The 15,334-nt window shown below is 42.6% G+C and carries 13 protein-coding genes and 2 pseudogenes; 9 read left to right on the top strand and 6 right to left on the bottom strand.

Translation table 11 applies throughout. The features are described 5' to 3' along the window. Window positions 1-13: 13 nt before the first annotated feature. Window positions 14-199, bottom strand: coding sequence for a hypothetical protein (locus A3GM_RS11530; protein ID WP_154648091.1), 186 nt, complete (start codon window positions 197-199; stop codon window positions 14-16). A gap of 119 nt (window positions 200-318) precedes the next feature. On the opposite strand from A3GM_RS11530, the gene A3GM_RS11525 reads away from it, so the two are divergent. After that, on the top strand, window positions 319-471 hold the full coding sequence (locus A3GM_RS11525) for a hypothetical protein (RefSeq protein ID WP_202898623.1): 153 nt from the start codon (window positions 319-321) through the stop codon (window positions 469-471). Between the two features lie 119 nt (window positions 472-590). After that, on the top strand, window positions 591-968 hold the full coding sequence (locus tag A3GM_RS0104750) for a hypothetical protein (RefSeq protein WP_018362250.1): 378 nt from the start codon (window positions 591-593) through the stop codon (window positions 966-968). Between the two features lie 361 nt (window positions 969-1,329). On the opposite strand, the pseudogene A3GM_RS11380 reads toward A3GM_RS0104750, so the two are convergent. Further along, window positions 1,330-1,461: pseudogene (locus A3GM_RS11380) on the bottom strand (tyrosine-type recombinase/integrase); the annotation flags it as partial. Between the two features lie 256 nt (window positions 1,462-1,717). Between A3GM_RS11380 and A3GM_RS11520 the strand changes: the two are divergent. The 4 genes from A3GM_RS11520 to A3GM_RS0104710 all read left to right on the top strand — a co-directional run bounded on the left by A3GM_RS11520 (window position 1,718) and on the right by A3GM_RS0104710 (window position 7,831). Continuing rightward, window positions 1,718-1,882 (top strand): hypothetical protein, encoded by a 165-nt coding sequence (locus A3GM_RS11520; RefSeq protein ID WP_018362248.1) that lies wholly within the window; start codon window positions 1,718-1,720, stop codon window positions 1,880-1,882. Window positions 1,883-2,037: 155 nt separating this feature from the next. Next, complete coding sequence (locus A3GM_RS0104735; protein ID WP_044124946.1) at window positions 2,038-3,903, top strand: hypothetical protein; 1,866 nt, start codon at window positions 2,038-2,040, stop codon at window positions 3,901-3,903. A gap of 890 nt (window positions 3,904-4,793) precedes the next feature. Further along, window positions 4,794-4,991 carry a hypothetical protein gene (locus tag A3GM_RS0104715; protein ID WP_018362243.1) on the top strand — a complete coding sequence of 66 codons (198 nt, stop codon included), beginning with the start codon at window positions 4,794-4,796 and terminating at the stop codon, window positions 4,989-4,991. A gap of 44 nt (window positions 4,992-5,035) precedes the next feature. Next, window positions 5,036-7,831, top strand: a complete 2,796-nt coding sequence (locus A3GM_RS0104710; protein WP_018362242.1) for a hypothetical protein — start codon at window positions 5,036-5,038, stop codon at window positions 7,829-7,831. A gap of 109 nt (window positions 7,832-7,940) precedes the next feature. On the opposite strand, the gene A3GM_RS11515 is transcribed toward A3GM_RS0104710, so the two are convergent. After that, on the bottom strand, window positions 7,941-8,108 hold the full coding sequence (locus A3GM_RS11515) for a hypothetical protein (RefSeq protein ID WP_018362241.1): 168 nt from the start codon (window positions 8,106-8,108) through the stop codon (window positions 7,941-7,943). 29 nt (window positions 8,109-8,137) lie between these two features. Continuing rightward, complete coding sequence (locus A3GM_RS0104700; RefSeq protein ID WP_018362240.1) at window positions 8,138-8,467, bottom strand: hypothetical protein; 330 nt, start codon at window positions 8,465-8,467, stop codon at window positions 8,138-8,140. 191 nt (window positions 8,468-8,658) lie between these two features. Here A3GM_RS0104700 and A3GM_RS0104695 point away from each other — a divergent pair, with 191 nt between their 5' ends. From A3GM_RS0104695 to A3GM_RS11880, 3 genes and pseudogenes are all read left to right on the top strand, one after another. Next, a complete protein-coding gene (locus A3GM_RS0104695; protein WP_018362239.1) occupies window positions 8,659-9,099 on the top strand; it encodes a hypothetical protein in 441 nt (146 codons plus the stop codon). An 18-nt stretch (window positions 9,100-9,117) separates the two neighbouring features. Continuing rightward, entirely contained in the window at window positions 9,118-9,588 is a 471-nt protein-coding gene (locus A3GM_RS0104690; protein WP_018362238.1) for a D-Ala-D-Ala carboxypeptidase family metallohydrolase, read from the top strand. Window positions 9,589-9,979: 391 nt separating this feature from the next. Next, window positions 9,980-10,179: pseudogene (locus tag A3GM_RS11880) on the top strand (hypothetical protein); the annotation flags it as partial. A gap of 214 nt (window positions 10,180-10,393) precedes the next feature. Here A3GM_RS11880 and A3GM_RS11275 read toward each other — a convergent pair. Together A3GM_RS11275 and A3GM_RS11005 are read right to left on the bottom strand one after the other, a co-directional pair. Next, the gene (locus A3GM_RS11275; RefSeq protein ID WP_081614691.1) at window positions 10,394-10,846 is read right to left on the bottom strand and encodes an RHS repeat domain-containing protein; all 453 of its coding nucleotides are present in this window, start codon (window positions 10,844-10,846) and stop codon (window positions 10,394-10,396) included. 67 nt (window positions 10,847-10,913) lie between these two features. Beyond that, a complete protein-coding gene (locus A3GM_RS11005; RefSeq protein ID WP_340139644.1) occupies window positions 10,914-15,323 on the bottom strand; it encodes an RHS repeat-associated core domain-containing protein in 4,410 nt (1,469 codons plus the stop codon). Window positions 15,324-15,334: the final 11 nt, after the last annotated feature.

Below are 15,334 nucleotides of genomic sequence, written 5' to 3'. Positions count from 1 at the left end.
TGTTCGGCGTTGTCTATTCGCTCATCCTCTTTTTTAGTATTAACGACAAGCTGAACGCAGCATAAGAGGCAAGGGAATGCACCACTGCTCTCTTTTGAATGCTCCACTGCTCTCTTTTGAATGTAGCGCAAATGGCTGTAGGGTGATGCGCAATAAGGCACTGAACGCTAACATTGGAATAACGGAGTACACCACTCATTAACGGCACTGAGATAACTCTCGGTGCCTTTTTTGTTGTCTTATGGAAGAGAATGGAGGGGTGGGGAGGAGGAAGTAATTAAAAAAGCGAAAGAAGCCTGTGCCAATAGTCAATACAAGGTGGAGGATCATTTCGTGGATATGCACGATATGATCGAGATCGGAAAGGTGCGTAAAACCATTGAAGAGCTTGGCGGAACGATGCCCGAAGACCTGCCAGTGGCTGATAATAAAGCGTTTGGAAAGCAAGGAACAGCGACTATTAAAAGATAAAAAGGAAGAGCGAGGAGAGTAAAAAAAGAAAAAATAGTGTATTTAAGCTAAAAAATATTTATCTTTGCACATCGTTAAGACTAACGAAAGAAAACAATTCGATTAATCTAAATAATGAAATGAAGAAATTTTTTACACTCCTATTGCTATTAAGTGGTATCCTCTTTTTCACTGCATGCGATAAAGATGAGCCAATAGAATACGAATATCGTATGGTGGTTACATGCGACACGCCAGACCAAGACTTTATTGTTCAGATGGCGCATCGTGCCGATTTCACCACAAAAAACCGATTTGAATTTGCCGACAGAACCACCGACGACACCTTTGGAGGCATTATTTATTGCGCAAATCCAAAGGCGGTGATCACCGTTCAGCTCTATCTCAATGGCAAACACTACAAAACAGAGTATGGAACATACGAGGTGCGCTACTTTATCGAGAGTCCGTTGAAAGGCAAAAACACTAAGCCCTTCACCTCTAAACGCCCCTTTTAAGGCTGTGTAGTTGCCCATTTTGCCCGATGAGGCACAAAAAAAGATATATTTTTGGAGTGTATCCAATAAAAAGATATATTTGCAATATAAGATAGAAGTAATGATGATGTCAGTAGGTAGACATGGAGCCCATTTATATGGGTCCCATATCGTAGGTTCGAATCCTACCATTACTCTATCTTATTTTTTATTTATATCGACTAAAAGATAAGTAAAGTGGTTTTATTGCGAGCTTATCTTTCGTGAAACAGAATTGAGAAGGTTTCGACAAAGGGTCGAATTTCAAGATATTAGAGTCATCGTCTTATTGAAAAGAGGCGGTGACTCTAACTTTTTTTGTTGGTTGAACAATTCGGAATGCTTATTTATTGAGCGATTTAAGCATCTTGGCAATGCATCGTTTTTTCTGCTCCATGTTGGGGTGAACATAGAGGTTGAGCGTTGTGGTGATGTTAGAATGACCCAAGAGCACGCTCACGGTTTTATTGTCGCAATCTTGTGCTCATTAAAGGTGGGTTATGTGCGAACCAAATGGGTGGGACTTGTTGCTGAAGGCGAGAGGCTTGAGATGTGTTATCAATATAAATTGTAATTTTTATAGTTTATTATAGTAATAAAGATTAAATAACATGGACTTTTAAAAAACGTATTTCTTTTTTCTTTAAATTTGCATAAAACAACCAATGAAAAGGTGATACACTTCGTCGTGAAGTGTATTTAGATTTTATATGAATAAAAAAATAAGAAGAATGAAAATGATGACTAAGGACAACATGCGTGCATATGCGAGACCGATATGCACAAAATTCAGGTTAGAGTGGCAGCCAATGATGGCTGGTAGCGTAAGAGGTAGTATGGATAACAAAGACATTAGTCAAGATCCAAACGACCCTTGGTACACAGATCAAGATTAACAGCTCAAGAAATGGAGTTTGTTCGAGATTACTATTTTATTTAATGTAAAGGAAGATGATACTGAGTTGTGAGTAAACTTAGCATCTCTACTAAAATGAAATTATTAACATTAGGTTTAAAACTTATTCGATTAACCTTATCAATGGATTTTAAAATGAAAAAAAGAATTTTGTTGCCACTTATGTTTTTGGCAACACTCGTATCGATATCGTCTTGTTCTTCTGATCTTACAGATCAATCTGGCAAAGAAAAAGTATCTAAAGAAAAGATGCTAACCCTAACTGTAACGGCTGGAACAGGAGAAGAATCAACCGAAACAAGAGCCTTTCTTGATGAAAGTAGCGGCTCTGGTAGCTTATGGAAGTGGGAAACTGGCGACCAATTGTGGCTTGTTGCCAAAAATGCAACAGGTCAAAAGAATATTTTTACGCTAACAGTTAACAAATCGGCAGTGGGTAAAAGTCGTGGAGTATTTACAGGATCAATCCCTGCAAGTGCTGTAGTAAATGGTGATAGCTACCGTTTCTTCTATGTAGGTAAAACCACTAACGGCACTAAAAACAGAACGATTACTGACAACGACATAAACGCTGGCAAGATAACCATCGACCTTTCTTCACAAACAGGCAATCTTGCTGATATCAAAAGACATTGCGTTTTGTCGGGAAAAGGTAAGATTGTTGTTTCTGGTTCCACTGCAGATGTAGAAGGACGTATTAACTTAGTCAACGCATTTACAGTGGCTCACTTTGCTATGAAAGCAGAGAGCGGAGCAACAATTACTAAGGTTGGAATACGAGGCGAGGGCGTTTACACCTCGGCAAGTGTAGATTTAGAAACGGGATTGGCAACGGGTGTTTCGGAAATAGGAGTAGAACTCGACCCTGAAACCAACATCTTCCTTCCAACAGGGAAAACAGATTTCTATATAACATTGGTGCCTGGAAGGGTAACTCCTTCTTTCGATGGCTATTATGCAGACTCGTATAGCAGCGTGATAACGGCTATACCTGAAACTCACAACTATGCAGAAGAAAAGTCTTTCGTTTACTTTGATAATGCAAAGGCGGCTTTCTCTGTTAGCGACAATAAAAAAGTAGCTATCACCAATGGCAATATGCAGTATGTGATGCCAGTGAAAACCTATACGGCAGACATGAAGCCTAACACCTTAGAAGCTAATAAATTGATTAGATGGCGAGGCACAACACCTCTTAAAATCACAGGTAAAGCCACCGTGCATCGAGGCTATTATAGATTAGCTCCTGAGCAATGGGCTATGGCTATGCCTAAGAATAACCAAAGTAGTGGTACTTATTCTTATGAAACGGTTAAGGTTGGGGGCGTGGACTACGTCTCTCCAGAAACCTATCGTTACTTCGATCTTCCCTCATGGGGAACGCTCAACAACCCCACCTTGCTTAAATATAAATTCCACCGCACGATTTCAGGTGTTGGAGTTGAAACAGAATTTGACTTTGGTAAGAAGCTACATGTAGGCTCAAAGCCCACCCGTACGTTGACAGTAGACGAGTGGAGCTATCTCTTACCCCTCAATACTAACAACTTAAACAATCGTGTTTGGGAGGTTAATGGAAAGAGATATGTGAAATGGGCAGCTTGTTTCATCGACGAAAACGGAGATGGTAGTAGAGGAACGAACCCTGCAGAGTTGCGAGGTTTCTTGATTTTCCCCGATATTATGACTTATCAACAAGCTAAGGACGTGTTTACTATCCCCAATCCTACGTTTGGAAACAATGTAAATGCTAATAAAAATCCAACCACCTACGCAAATATTAAAAACAGCGGTGCTGTATTTATTCCATTAGCAGCTTACAGATCCGAAGGTAATAGAACATTGGTTCAATGGGGAAACCATGGAAACTACTTCACATCGTCATACAAAAGCTCTGGAATTGCACACGTTCGATTTGAAGTTTCAAGGTTTGTACACGAGGATTACTCTGCACCTGGACAAGGCTGTATGAGCAGATTGGTGCAAGATATAAATGAATAAAGGTGCATTTAGTTACTTTCGTCTGATAAAACTCAGGCAGATTTAATAATATTCCTTATGGGGCTTCTTGGTGCTGTACGCATTGAGAAGTCCTTTTTCTTTTTATTCCTCTTATATATTCGCCTTTCTTGCTCCCTGTCTGTCTGTCGTTTCGTTTTTACTTGTTTCCCTTTTGTCCTCTTCTCTTCCTTTCTTCTTTCCAACCGCCACGCACATTGTAGACTAACTTCTGTTTTTCTTTTTTGCAATGTTTCGTCTTTTTCTTTTACAAAACTTCTGTTTTACTCTCTAAACTACCCTTTTTTCTTGCAAGGTTTCCACTTCTTTCTCGCAATATCCTCTGTTTTTATTCAAAAAACGTCCTCCTTCTTTCCCTTTTTCTTCCTCTAAAACGCTTAAAAAGAGTTCCTTTCTCCTCTTATTTCCACTTCTTTTACCCCTCAATTCGCCATCTATTGGTGTCCAAAAGGACTGTATTTTCGTCTTTTTGTTATGATAATTTAATAAAATGGAATATAAAATGTGTAATATTTCGGGTGAGAAAAAGAGGCGAAAAAGACGAAGAAACGCTTCAATATCGTTGAGTTTTCAATAAAAAGAATATTGATGTTTGTCAATGAAAATGAGCGAGATAGAACTATAAATAAGCTTATAAATATCAAAATAAAACTTAAAATGAGTGTCATATATAATGTTATAGGTGTTTTTTTGATAATTTTGCATTGCAATAGTATTAGAAAGTAGAAAAAAGATTGAATTTCTAAAGGATAACAACGAGTCTATTTGCAGAAAAAATAAACAGAAAACGTGCGAATAAAGGGATTCTTTTCTTTAAAAAAATAACTATTCCTGCGAATGAATCGTGGGAAAATTTTCAGAATAACAGAGAGATGACAACAATTAAGAAAAACCAAAAGCAACAATATCTTGCGCCAGCTATTGCTGTGTTTGATATTGTAGAGAACACTTATCTTTTAGCAGCAAGTCCTAATGCACGCCCAGGTGGCGATGGAGATCCTGCAGGAAGTATTACTATTGAACCTCCAAAACACGAAGATGGAGGCGATAGCGATAACCTTGAAGGATAAGCATTGAGAATGAAAAGGTAAAAGATAAAAACGTAAAATCGAAGATGAAAAAGATAAATTTTTATCCTATTCTGTCGGCATTGTTTGTCGGCGGTATGGCGTTGTCTGCTGTTTCGTGTGCAGATAACAATTTAGATGAAGAGAATAACGGCGGAGAGCAAGAGCTTGCAGTGAAGTTTAACGTGAGCGATGCGCAAGACGAACCAACCACTAACAGCACTTCTACCACTCGTGGTGTAACGGCTTCGGGAGTGGCTCTTGCTGATCTTAAGGGACAAACTCTTGAGGCTCAAAGCGCAGAAAACCTTGATGTGTGCCTCGTTGAAACCACTGTTGAGGGCATTAACCCTGTTCAAAAGCCAGTGGCAACACGTGCCAACATCATCAATATGAGCAATTTCAGCGACTTTTCGTCTGCAGGTCTTCGTGGAACAGCGGCTAACAGCATCAACACAGAATGGTTCCACAATGCAAAGACTTATCCAAATGGTAAGCTTTATAACTATTATCCATGGTCGTGGGATCAGCCAAGTGCTCGTTTCTATGCTGTTTACCCAGAGATAAGCAAGTATAACGCCATGACAATTAGTAAGGCTACAGCAACAGCAAGTCCTACTGTTGAGTTCCAAGTGAAGCCTAACGTGCAAGATCAAGTAGACCTTATGACAGCTTGTTCGGGCGATGTTCGTTATGTAACACGTGGTAGAGCTCCTCAAACCAACCTTAAGTTCCGTCACGCACTCACCGCTATTCGCTTTGCAGTGGGTCAAAATCTCTCATTCGACAAAACCATTACTAAGATCACTCTTAAGAATGTGTTGCTCAAGAGCAAGTATGTTCTTTCTAATAAATACGATGGAACAGGCGCAAAATGGGACCATACAGGTTATAGCACTCGTGGAGACGTGTCGCTTGCAGGTTTGAGTTATAAAACAAACGAAGATCCAAATAGTATTGTAAGAAACTACGATAGGTATCAAACTGAGAACGATATTCTTAAATTGAACGATGGTTACACCTTCTATATGATTCCTCAAGAGTTAACAGGTAAGGTAACTGCAGAGGTGCTATTTAGCGATAACAGCAAAATAACAGTGCCTTTAACAGGTGCTTGGAAAGAAGGTACAACCCGTACATATAAGTTAAGTCAAAAGAATTCTACATGGGGATACATACTTTTGACAACAAGTCCAAAGGCAGCAGCATTCAATGCAACCGCAACAGAGAAATACACCATCAAAAGTTATCGTGAGGCTCCAGACGGAACCAAGAAACCTGTGGCATGGAAGGTGATTGGTTACGATGCAAATGGCGACGGAAACTTCTCGATGACAGAGAAACCAAGTTGGTTGGGCAACCTCAAAACAGAAGGAAATGGTGGAGAAAGAGCAGAAGAAGCAACAGCTTCGCTTGTACCTTCGTCTGTGGTAGACCTTGTAGCTCTACGCAACAACGAGTTGAAAAACGCACAGGCGTTAGGCTCTGCAGCAACTCCTTACAACCTATCTAACAGCACTGGTGCTGCAACAGTAGAGAATACAGCCAACTGCTACGTTATTTCTGCGCCAGGTGTTTATATGTTCCCATTGGTTTATGGTAACGCAATTAAGGACGGTGCAACCAATGCAAGCGCATATAAAAGTGATGTTGCTTCTTTCAATGTAACCGAAAACAGAGTAACACACAATGTTATTCTTCCGAATTTAGTAGATCACAATGGTAATCCTATTAGCAATCCATGGATTGAAAAGACCCATAATGGTGCTAACAATGGTGTGAACGCAGCTCAAATTGTGTGGACCGACGAGGCGAACATTGTGCGCTCGAACGCTGTTTCTATTCAGCGTGATGGAAATGGAAACGCTTTTGTGAAGTTCGAAGTGAAGCAAGCCGACATCAAGAGCGGTAATACTGTTATTGCAGTGAAGAAAAATAATGTTGTAGTTTGGTCTTGGCACTTGTGGTTTGCACCAAAAGACGCTCTCGAAAAGATTGCAGTTACCAACAAAGATGATAAGGTTTATAACTTTACAAAAGAAACATTGGGTTGGAAACCAATTACTTGGACAGGTACTCCTTACACTTCTACTCGTGAAGTGAAAGTGAAGATCGAGCAAACAGTGGGTCATACAGGTCAAAAAGAAATCTCTTATGTAACCATTAAGCAACGTCCTACGACATCAGCGATAGAAGGTATCAGCACATTGTATCAATGGGGACGTAAAGATGCATTCCCAGGACTAAGCGGAAATGTTGCTGGTGTGAACAGAACTCAAGGAGATGATATCCACATGGCGAATATTATTCAACACCCAGGTGGTTTCTATGTCACCCGATTGATTGGAGGATCTATTCCTGCATCTTCTTATCTCACAAGATATTATTATTTCTATAACCTCTGGTCGATTAATAACACCACATCAGGAGGAAACAACTCTGGCAACAATAACCCTGTTATCAAGACCGTTTACGACCCAACTCCAGTGGGATTCACCGTTCCTGGTGGTAATGCCTTTACAGGATTCACCGAAAATGGTATGAACCAAGGCCAGAAGAATGTAGATGGAACAGATGTGCAAGCTACATTTAACGCTAAGATGGGACACGACTTCTGGACCAACAGCAATAAAGACGAAACCATTTTCTTCCCTGCAACAGGTTATATGGATAGTGGAGTTGGTGCGTTAGGACAATATAAAAAACAAGGAAACTTCTGGACTGCACTACCTAATCTCTTTAGTAATGGTACTGCATTAGGTTTCTCTGTTGGTGACGATGTGTACTCAAGAGTTGGAAACATGCGTACCTATGGCTTCTCAGTTCGTCCAGCAGCAGAATAATTTCAAATAGATATTTTAGAACAAATCAGTCTTGAGCTGAATATACCAAGCCCTGTTTTATTTTCGAGATAAAACAGGGCTTTTTCTTGCTCCACCTTCTTTATCATTTTTATAGCATTGCTGTTGAGGGCGAATGTCGTTGCTGTTGAGGACTAATAGCGTTGAGAATGAGCTGTAATAGCATCGCCTTTGCAAACTGGGGGAACGAGCGGTGCAGAAGACTTGTTGCGCCCGTGCCTTCCTCTTCGCCTCGTTGCTTCTTTCCAACTGCCTCCAACTCCTTTTAAAAAGAACTTTTTTCTCCTTTTAGTAGTCTTTCAAAGCTCTCTTAGTTCGTCCCCATTCTCTATTTGCGCTCTGCGTTTTTCTATCTCTATTCTTTCCCCTTTCTTTCGGACTTGCGCTAAAATATTCCGCTTGTTTGCCCCACTTCTTTCTGGTTCGTCTTCGTTCTCTATTTGCGCTTTGCGCTTTTCTCTCCCCATTCGTCTGCCTTTCTTTCGGGGTTACACTAACATATTCCCCTTGTTCGCCCCACGTTCTTTCTGAACAGCTCCGCCCGCTTCTTCCTCTTTCGCCCCCTTCTTTGTCCTCTTCGTTTGCCATTCTACCTGCCTTGCCCACGTCTTGCCCCATGCTCGTCTTGTCTTTGGCTTCTTTGTGCTTTTCTTTCGTTTTGAAATGGTTCTGTAAGAGATGAAGATTTATAGTTTGTTAACTATGAAAAATGAAAAACGAAGAAATCCTTCTCGATTCTCTTTTATCTTTGCAGTCGAACAATTCAATTTAAAAATAAAACAATCATTTATTTTAAAACACACAATGTTATGAAAAGACCAACTGATTTTTTTAGCGTTTCTGATATCAAAAGGAATGCAAGAAAGTTGCCCAAAGGCGATGTGCGCTATGCCATTGCCGAAGAATTGCTGAGGCTTTTGTGGCTGAAACCCTCGTGTAAATGCCGATGGCAAGGCACCACTACCGACTTGGTGGAGCTTGTTTATTTTATTTATTCTGAAGGTTTACTGATCGACGACAAGGGCTTTCCGCTCTCGTTCCGCATTCTCACGGCTCTGTTCTTTGGCTTGTTGCAGGTAAAGATTCCTGCCAATCCCTCTGCAATTGTGCTCAGAGCACGTCAAAGAAAGGGCGTGAGGCGATATAACATCATTGAGCGATACATGCTGTTGCTCGCTAAAAATCCCGAGATACGCCCGCTGTCTAACGAGATTGTCTTTGAATATGTCGAAAAACGAATCATCAACTAAAAAACACACGAACAGGATATGACAACTAATACCATTGAAAAGAATTTCTTTTTAACGCCTCATTTCTCGCTAAAGGAAATGACTGCGTCGGCAACTGCCACCCAACTGCACATCATTAACTGCCCCAATGCCACGCAAATTGCCCGACTAAAGGCTTTGTGCGAGCATGTATTGGAACCGCTCCGACAACATTTTGGGGCGATAAGGATAACGAGTGGCTTTAGAAGTGAGCGACTTAACGATGCCCTGTGCGCCAACTCTTTGTCGCAACACACCTTTGGCGAGGCGGCAGACATCTATGTTCCGAATCGTGAAAGGGGCTTAGAAATGTTTCGATTTATATGTCAACACTGCACGTTCGACCAGATGTTGTTGGAGAGAAAGCGCAAAACTCCGTCGTTTTGGCTACATGTTAGCTATAAAAGCGACCGACGCTATAATCGCAATATGGCGGTGGATTTAACGGAGCACTATCGAGATTTTAAATAACTTTGCTAACAAAGGGTGATGAAGTGCTTTGCGAAAGACTTGTGATCTTTCTTTTTTATCTCATCACTCCAAATCTCGGATGAACCCAACTAATGTATTAAAACGACCTCCAGAGGAGAGAAAAATGGAAAAGAATTCCGATATTTGTGACTTCGTAAACTCCATTGTTCTTGTTCCTTTTAAGTTCACCACAAAAATAAGAACTTTGGAGCTTACACATAAATTTTGGATACTATCGCGAAGCTAAAGCACATTGCGCACGGAACAATTTACGGAGATGAACTTCCCTTAGGAGCATTCTCTCAAATTGTCAGAGCTTTTCGGAATATGTCTGAGGTTCTATGGTAATATCGTCGTAAGTGTTTCGGTTGTCTCATGCAATATCTAAGATTTGTTTGAGGGGCCAGTGTTAGACAACTTTGATGAGCGCATAGGCCAGAATATCTTCTGTGCTGAGATTGTTGTAGACTCTGCTAATATTGTCTGCAGAGACGAAAGCTCTCATTATTGCAGATTTTAACCAACAAAGCTGGCTCCGATAATCTCTGTGAGACTATAGAAGCCAGCTATCGTAAGGTAAAGCAGGACGTTAACCCCTCATCTCTAATATGATTGAGTGAATTAAGAATGTTCCAAATCTTAATTTTGGGATAGTGTGTCAGGAGTCAACATCTATCAAACAGGAAATAGATCAATGTCTGTTTTTAGTTAGAAATGTAATTGTAAAGTATTGAACTTTTAGTTCATAGAGATGTATTTACAAGTAATTTCAGAAGATTGTCGTATCATATTCTTTCTTGTCATCTTATTTTTTTACATATTTCCGTGCATGTGCACGTCCCTTTTTGTCGTAGGCGATGATGAGATAGTAACCAGGGGATAGGTTCTCGGTAGATATTGCTATTCGTTCGCCATCGATATTTTGTTTGTGGAGAGTTCTGCCACTAGCATCAACGAGAAAGAGTTCTTCTCCTATGGTGCTTTGCGGACATATTACGTATAATTGTTTCATATTTGCATCTATGAGAAGATTCAGTTCTTCAGGGTTCTGTATGGTCTGTATTCCCGTGATATGTGTCTGCTTCTTTCTAGACATTCTGTTTCCTAGATGGTCATAGGAGTACTCTGTGACACCTTTGGATGTAGTAACCTTAACGAGCCGATTGAGAGCATCGTATTCGTAGGTGGTTTGATTTTGTGCGTGACAAGGAACAAAAGCTAAGGAGCAGAGTATTCCCATTATTGTAATATTGTTCATAATATAGCATTTATTGATTATATGATTGGACTTTATCTTTATCAGAATTTTTTAATCCTAGAAGGAATCAACGCCTGTGATTGTATTTCCAGTGTCCGTAGGCAGCTCCTCCTATTCCGATTATGCCGCCTATGACTGCTCCAGGAATGGCACCGACTCCTGCACCTGTGACAGCTCCGATTCCCGCACCGGCAATTGCACCACCCACGGCACCACCCACGATTCCAGTGAAATAGGCTGATTTTATCCATCCGTTCATTGCCAACTTAGCAGCTCCCCAAGTACTAGCTGCCACGATAGCTGCACCACCGGCTATCTTTGCGCCTGCCGCCCAATAGTTGGGGCTAACTGCTGGTTTGGGAAGAACTTGGGTTACTGTTTTTGTCGGTTCTAAAGCATATACCTCGTTTAATGCATTTGTTATTTCAGCTTCACTAGCATATCCCATTTTCGAAAGCTCGGCCGCTTTTGTCAAACCTGCTGTAGTCTTGGCTACGCTACTGGCCTTGTATAATTCAATACTATATTCAACAGTCTTACCTAGAACTTCTATAGATGATTCCCCCTTCGGGTCGATTTTCATAATCGGATTGTTGTCTGCATACGGGTAGAGATTGGGACTCCACACAGGGTCTTCCGAAAGGAAACGTCCGAGTTGTGAATCGTAGACGCGGGCGCGCATGTGGTAAAGGTTGTCTTCGAGATAGAGCACTCCGAAAGCCCCAACATAGCGGAAAGGATTGAAGTCGCGCTCTTCCTGTTGTGTGATGTTGCCGAACTCGTCATATTGATATCGGTGTGTCAGGTTACCCGCTTCATCCACCATGGCAACGATGCTGCCGCGAACGTCCGTGACATAGTATTGCGTAGAGCCATCGCGTTCAATACGTGCCTCTAAGTTTGTTCCGTGCAGATAGTAGCGCGTGGGGTGCCCTTCGTTGTCAGCTTCACCGATGATATGTCCTATACCGCTGAGATCCAAGAGAAAGTTTGTGTTCTTATATCTGCGCAGATTGCCCAATGGATCATATTGTAGTCGCGTGTCTCCTATCCCCACGAGTCGATTGTTCTTGTCCCAACTCTTGTATTTTCCTGCCCCCCACATCATATTGCCATTTTGGTCGAATAATACGTCGGCATTACCCACGCGTGATAACTGGTTGGTACCCCAATATTGGTATTCAGTTGTTTCATTAGGCACGTCTGCAGCTTCGTAGGGCTCAGTAGACAACTGTTTCTTGATATTGCCGCGTAGGTCATATTCAAAGTCATAGCCAGCCACCGTTGTACCATTGCGCAGTACAGTCTTCTTTTGAGCAAGGCGTCCGCCTGCATCATAAGCATACGTGGTGTGCATACCGTTGGGATAGTCCGTACGTGTGAGTCGGCTGTCACGGTCATAGCTATAGCGTATTGTACGCCCCTTCCAGTCCGTCATTGCAGTGAGACGATTGAGTCCATCGTAATCGTAGTGTACATTTTTTCCGTCTGGATAGGTCAAGTCGGTTGTCTTACCGTTGGCATCATAGCGGTAGTGCACTTCGTTGTTTGAGAAGTCATTATAGCGGATGCCCGTAATGCGATTAAATCCGTCGTAGGTAAAAGAGAGCTGTTTCTCATCTTGCACCACGGAGGTTAGACGCGAGTGAGCATCATAGGTATAGTTGTTCGTACCATCTGCTGTCACGTTGCCTAGTTCATCGTAGGTGTAGTCAAAGTTGACCCTATCGGGCGAGGTGTAGCGTTTCAATCGCCCGTCTTCATAATACTCATAGCGTTTTGTTTCTTTGCCGTACGACATTGACACGAGTAAGTCCGTTGTTTCGTCATAGGTCATTGATGTCTCATTGCCGTATTCGTCAGCAACAAGTGTCAAGTTGTCATTGTCGTCATACTTGTAATTTATTCTTCCGCTGAGAGCATCTGAAAGAGCTTGGAGATTGCCCACATTATTGTACCAATAATAAGTCTTATTGCCAAGTGCATCAGCAACAGAGTGTAGGAATCCCGGAGTGCTGTACTCCAGAGCGGTAAATTCTCCCGTGGCAGGTTGAGCGATACGTGTTGGGTTGCCAAATTCATTGTAAGAGATGGTCGTCTCTACGCCTTCTGCACCTGTAATTTTGGTAGGTAAACCACGGTTGTCCAACTCAATGTGGGTAGTTGCGCCTTCTGGAGCATCTATACGTGTCATGTTGCCCGCTGTGTCGTAAGTGTAGCGTGTAGTATTACCCTTGGCGTCTGTTGTAGAAATCAAATTGTTGTCGTTGTCATACGTCATTTTCGTTTCCTGTGTTTCATTACCATCGAGTGAGCGTACTGCAATGCGGGTCACGTTGCCTCGTTCGTCATAGTTGACGTCACTCACTTCTTCGTTTTGCGTTTTCACCTTCGTGGGAAGTTGAGGGTGACGTGCGTTGCCATAAGTCGCTTGCATCGAAAAACCGCCTGAACCCTTCATGTCAATCAAGACATTGTTGCTATTATAGTTGTACACGAAGCTTTGGGATCTGTCACTTTGTTCTACTGTAACGGTCGATTGCGTAGCAGTCTGCCCAGTGTAGTTAGCCGCCACAGCAACCGAAGTTTGTGTTTGGGGCACCCCCTTATTACCCATAGCCGTGTTTTTAAGACGGCGGTTAGCGTCATATTCATTTTCGATATAGTTGCCCTTGGGGAGTTGAATGCGTTTCAGCAAGAATGCCGTTCCATGGTTGCCGGTATCGGCATATTCGTAGTTCGTTGTGTGCTGTGCTGCATCCGTGAAGGACGTCAACACATAGCAATCTTGTGCCGCATTGAAGGTGTAGTCGAAGCGGACACTGCGCCCAGAGGGATCTTCTACTTGTTCCAGTAGATTCGTGCCGTTTTTGTAGGTGAACTTCAGTTCGCGGTGACCATCCGACACACTGCTGATGACTCGTGTTCCGTTTGTTCCTTCGGCATAGCGAAGCGAGAGTTTATTGCCGTTTCGGTCGGTGGCAGATGTGAGGTACATCATTGTCATGCCCGGAGCGGTGCCTCGTTTGTCAAACGTGTAGGTGATTTTGTCCTTTGTGCGGATTGTGATACCATCGGAGGTGATGGTCATGTCGTCGTAGACACCCGCCGATTCGGGGCGAAATTTCGTACCGTCCGATTGATACACATGGAACTTCCCTCCACCCCAGTGCACGATTGCGCGTGCGTCCTTGCCGTGTCCAGCAAACGTGATGAAGGTGTGGTAGCTGTGGCTCCAACCCGGCCCCAAGGGTTGATAAACTTCTGTGCGATCTTTGCTGTCGCGTGAAGCATAGAAGGCATCGGGCAATGTCGTGTTGTAGGAATTGTAGGTATGAGCGAATGTGAGCGGAGTCACTCCGTCAAGCTGAAAACTACTCTTGGTGTAGTGGTTAAAGTTACCCATCGACAAGCCAAGTCCCAAGGCCAAAGTTTGCGTCGTGAGGTTGAGCGGTTCGAAGTAGTCGGCCGTCGAGGGGTTGGGGTCGGTGATCTTACCGGTCTCTATCGCTCGCATGATGCGTGCCAACATCAAGAAGGCTTCGCCGCGCAAACAGTCGTCGTGAGGGCGAAACTTAGTGTTTTTGTTCCCTTCGGGAGTCGTAATGAGTCCCAGAGCCGCAGCGCGCCGCAGATAACCAAATTTCACGGGATTGTTACGTTGTAGTGCAACGGCTTCTGCATCGCCTGGGAAGGGATTAGAAGTTCCCGACATATCAGGTTTGATATTGAAGGTTTCGCAAAGCGCTTTCAGCACATGGATGCGCGAAATATTGTTGCTGGGTTCGAAATTCACGCGATTTCGATCGAAGGGACTGATTCCATCTCCATATTCGAGATACATCAATGCTCGTGCTGCTTGATAGTAATACTCGTTGTCAGCAGTGCGATGGGAGATGTCGGGATATATTGATGGGAAATTATCTGACGGCACTGCGGAGGGCACTTGTCGTCCATTAGTTAGATACAGCCCTCTGAATCCAATCTTCGCCAACTGCGCGCGAGTGAGTTTATCTTCTACTTTAACTGCACCATCTATTTTTACCCCCGAAAGCACTCCACGCTCACAAAGAAAACTGGTAGAAGCATAATATGGACTTGTGGAAGGCACGTCATTCATGTCGCACTGCTCAACCTTCTTACCCGGCATGGTGAAGTAGCCGGTGTGTGGATTCGCCATATCCCCTCCTCTCTTTTCAGGATTGTAGGCGACAGCTCCTTTTAGTTTGGGATTATTGTCGAAGAGATTTTCAAGATTTTCCCATGAATTGCGACAAAATATAGTTTGTAGATTAGTGCAGTTAGTGAACATGTCGCCCATAAATGTAACTTGTCTTGTATTGAAATTAGACAAGTCGAGCGATGTTAAGGAAGAGCAGCCATAAAACATCATTCCTATCCATCTAACTTGTTCTGTATTGAAATTAGATAAGTTGAGCGATTTTAATGAAGAGCAGCCATAGAACATGTGGTTCATCTTTGTGACTT

It is taken from the genome of Hoylesella nanceiensis DSM 19126 = JCM 15639 (assembly GCF_000379965.1).
Lineage (GTDB): Bacteria > Bacteroidota > Bacteroidia > Bacteroidales > Bacteroidaceae > Prevotella > Prevotella nanceiensis.
Note: the sequence above shows the minus strand (reverse complement) of the source record. Positions and strands in the feature narration are given on the sequence as shown.